This window comes from Trueperella pyogenes (assembly GCF_001070855.1).
Classification (GTDB): Bacteria; Actinomycetota; Actinomycetes; order Actinomycetales; family Actinomycetaceae; genus Pauljensenia; species Pauljensenia pyogenes_A.
The window spans coordinates 2,223-5,371 of the sequence record NZ_JVLH01000010.1 but is presented as its reverse complement, the minus strand read 5'-3'; the positions used below and the strand labels follow the sequence as shown (position 1 = coordinate 5,371).

Here is a 3,149-nt window from a genome sequence, read left to right as displayed (position 1 = left end):
AAGTGTTTGTTAGTGTCGGCCCATTAGTACCAGTCGGCTCACGAGCACCTCGCGGTGCTTCCACCTCTGGCCTATCAACCCGGTAGTCTGCCGGGGGCCTTCCACCCACGAGGGGCGTGGAAACCTCATCTCAAAGCAAGTTTCCCGCTTAGATGCTTTCAGCGGTTATCTTTCCCGAACGTAGCCAACCAGCCATGCACCTGGCGGTACAACTGGCACACCAGAGGTTCGTCCATCCCGGTCCTCTCGTACTAGGGACGGCCCTTTTCAAGTTTCCTACGCGCACAGAGGATAGGGACCGAACTGTCTCACGACGTTCTGAACCCAGCTCGCGTACCGCTTTAATGGGCGAACAGCCCAACCCTTGGGACCAACTCCAGCCCCAGGATGCGACGAGCCGACATCGAGGTGCCAAACCATGCCGTCGATATGGACTCTTGGGCAAGATCAGCCTGTTATCCCCGGGGTACCTTTTATCCGTTGAGCGACCACGCACCCACGTGCCATGGCCGGATCACTAGTTCCTGCTTTCGCACCTGCTCGACCCGTCGGTCTCACAGTCAAGCTCCCTTGTACACTTGCACTCGCCACCTGATTACCAACCAGGCTGAGGGAACCTTTGAGCGCCTCCGTTACATTTTAGGAGGCAACCGCCCCAGTTAAACTACCCACCAGGCACTGTCCCCAACCCGGATCACGGGTCTAGGTTAAGGTGACCGCTTGAACCAGAATGGTATTTCAACGACGACTCCACCACGGCTGGCGCCGCGGCTTCACAGTCTCCCACCTATCCTACACAAGCACAAGCGAACACCAATACCAAGCTATAGTAAAGGTCCCGGGGTCTTTCCGTCCTTCTGCGCGAAACGAGCATCTTTACTCGTACTGCAATTTCGCCGAGTTCACGGTCGAGACAGCGGAGAAGTCGTTACGCCATTCGTGCAGGTCGGAACTTACCCGACAAGGAATTTCGCTACCTTAGGATGGTTATAGTTACCACCGCCGTTTACTGGGGCTTAAATTCACCGCTTCACACCCACAAGGAATGTTGACGGTTCCTCTTAACCTTCCAGCACCGGGCAGGCGTCAGTGCGTATACATCGCCTTACGGCTTCGCACGCACCTGTGTTTTTGATAAACAGTCGCTTCTCCCTATTCTCTGCGACCCCACGGCCCCACCAACACGCACGGTGTTGGGAAACCACGGGGTCCTCCTTATCCCGAAGTTACGGAGGAATTTTGCCGAGTTCCTTAACCATGATTCACTCGAACGCCTCGGTATACTCTACCTGACCACCTGAGTCGGTTTAGGGTACGGGCGCCTTGCCCCCTCGCGTCGAGGCTTTTCTCGGCAGCTTAGGATCACCACAAGTCCACTCTAAAAGCGTCCCTCATCAGTTCTCACCCACATGTCCCCCGGATTTACCTGAAAGACGGGCCACAACCTTAAATAGGCTAAACCATCAGCCCACTGCAGCTACCTTTCTGCGTCACCCCTGTTAATACGCTTACCTCCACCACCGGGTCCCAAGACCAGCCGCAAACCATACCCCGAAAGGCACGATCATTGGCCGGCAAAATTGGTTAGCATGATGATCTCGGTATTGGACGGTTGCTAGGCGGTACCAGAATATCAACTGGTTATCCATCGACTACGCCTGTCGGCCTCGCCTTAGGACCCGACTAACCCAGGGCGGATAAACCTGGCCCTGGAACCCTTAGTCAATCGGCGCTGCGGATTCTCACCGCAGATTCGCTACTCATGCCTGCATTCTCACTCCCACACAATCCACCAGAGGTTACCCCCGGGCTTCACCTCATGCAGGACGCTCCCCTACCCAACAACACACCAACAATCATTAAATGACGCCAGCTATACGTGTTGTTGCCACAGCTTCGGCGGTACGCTTAAGCCCCGCTACATTGTCGGCGCGAAATCACTTGACCAGTGAGCTATTACGCACTCTTTCAAGGGTGGCTGCTTCTAAGCCAACCTCCTGGTTGTCACCGCGACTCCACATCCTTTCCCACTTAGCGCACACTTAGGGGCCTTAGCTGATGATCTGGGCTGTTTCCCTCTCGACTACGAAGCTTATCCCCCGCAGTCTCACTGCCGTGCTCTACCCTATTGGCATTCGGAGTTTGGCTGACGTCAGTAACCCACAGGGCCCATCGGCCATCCAGTAGCTCTACCTCCAACAGGAACCACACAACGCTGCACCTAAATGCATTTCGGGGAGAACCAGCTATCACGGAGTTTGATTGGCCTTTCACCCCTACCCACAGCTCATCCCCCAGGTTTTCAACCCTGGTGGGTTCGGTCCTCCACAAAGTCTTACCCTTGCTTCAACCTGGCCATGGGTAGATCACCCCGCTTCGGGTCCAGAACACGCGACACACGCCATATTTCAGACTCGCTTTCGCTACGCATACCCCACACGGGTTAAGCACGCCACGTGCCACTGACTCGCAGGCTCATTCTTCAAAAGGCACGCCATCACCCCACAGGGCTCTGACGGCTTACAAGCACACGGTTTCAGGTACTATTTCACTCCCCTCCCGGGGTACTTTTCACCATTCCCTCACGGTACTATGCACTATCGGTCACTCAGTAGTATTTAGGCTTACCAGGTGGTCCTGGCAGATTCACACGAGATTTCACGAGTCCCGCACTACTCGGGAACACAACCCACACGGCGCCCTACCAGCTGGCCTACGCGACTATCACGCACTACGGTCCCCCATCCCAAGAGGTTCAACCACCAACAACACGCCATGCCCACCCCCGGCAGAAGGTAGACGATCATGCCCCACAACACCCCATGCGCAACGGCCGCCGCCTATCACACGCACAAGGTTTAGCCTCCTCCGCTTTCGCTCGCCACTACTCACGGAATATCTTTTCCTACGGGTACTGAGATGTTTCACTTCCCCGCGTTCCCCCCACAACCCTATTTCATTCAGGCAGTGGTAACTGGCCATAACACCAGCTAGGTTCCCCCATTCGGAAATCCTTAGATCAACGCTCGCTCGTCAACTCCCTAAGGCATATCGCAGACCGCCACGTCCTTCATCAGCTCTGAGTGCCAAGGCATCCACCGAATGCCCACTAAAACTAACAAAACCACAGACACAAAAAACAACAAAAA

Annotated in this window: 1 rRNA gene; it reads right to left on the bottom strand. The window is 55.3% G+C overall.

Features of this window, described 5'->3' with window-relative positions:
• Nucleotides 1-4: 4 nt before the first annotated feature.
• A 23S ribosomal RNA gene (locus ADG72_RS05435) occupies nucleotides 5-3,122 on the bottom strand.
• Nucleotides 3,123-3,149: the final 27 nt, after the last annotated feature.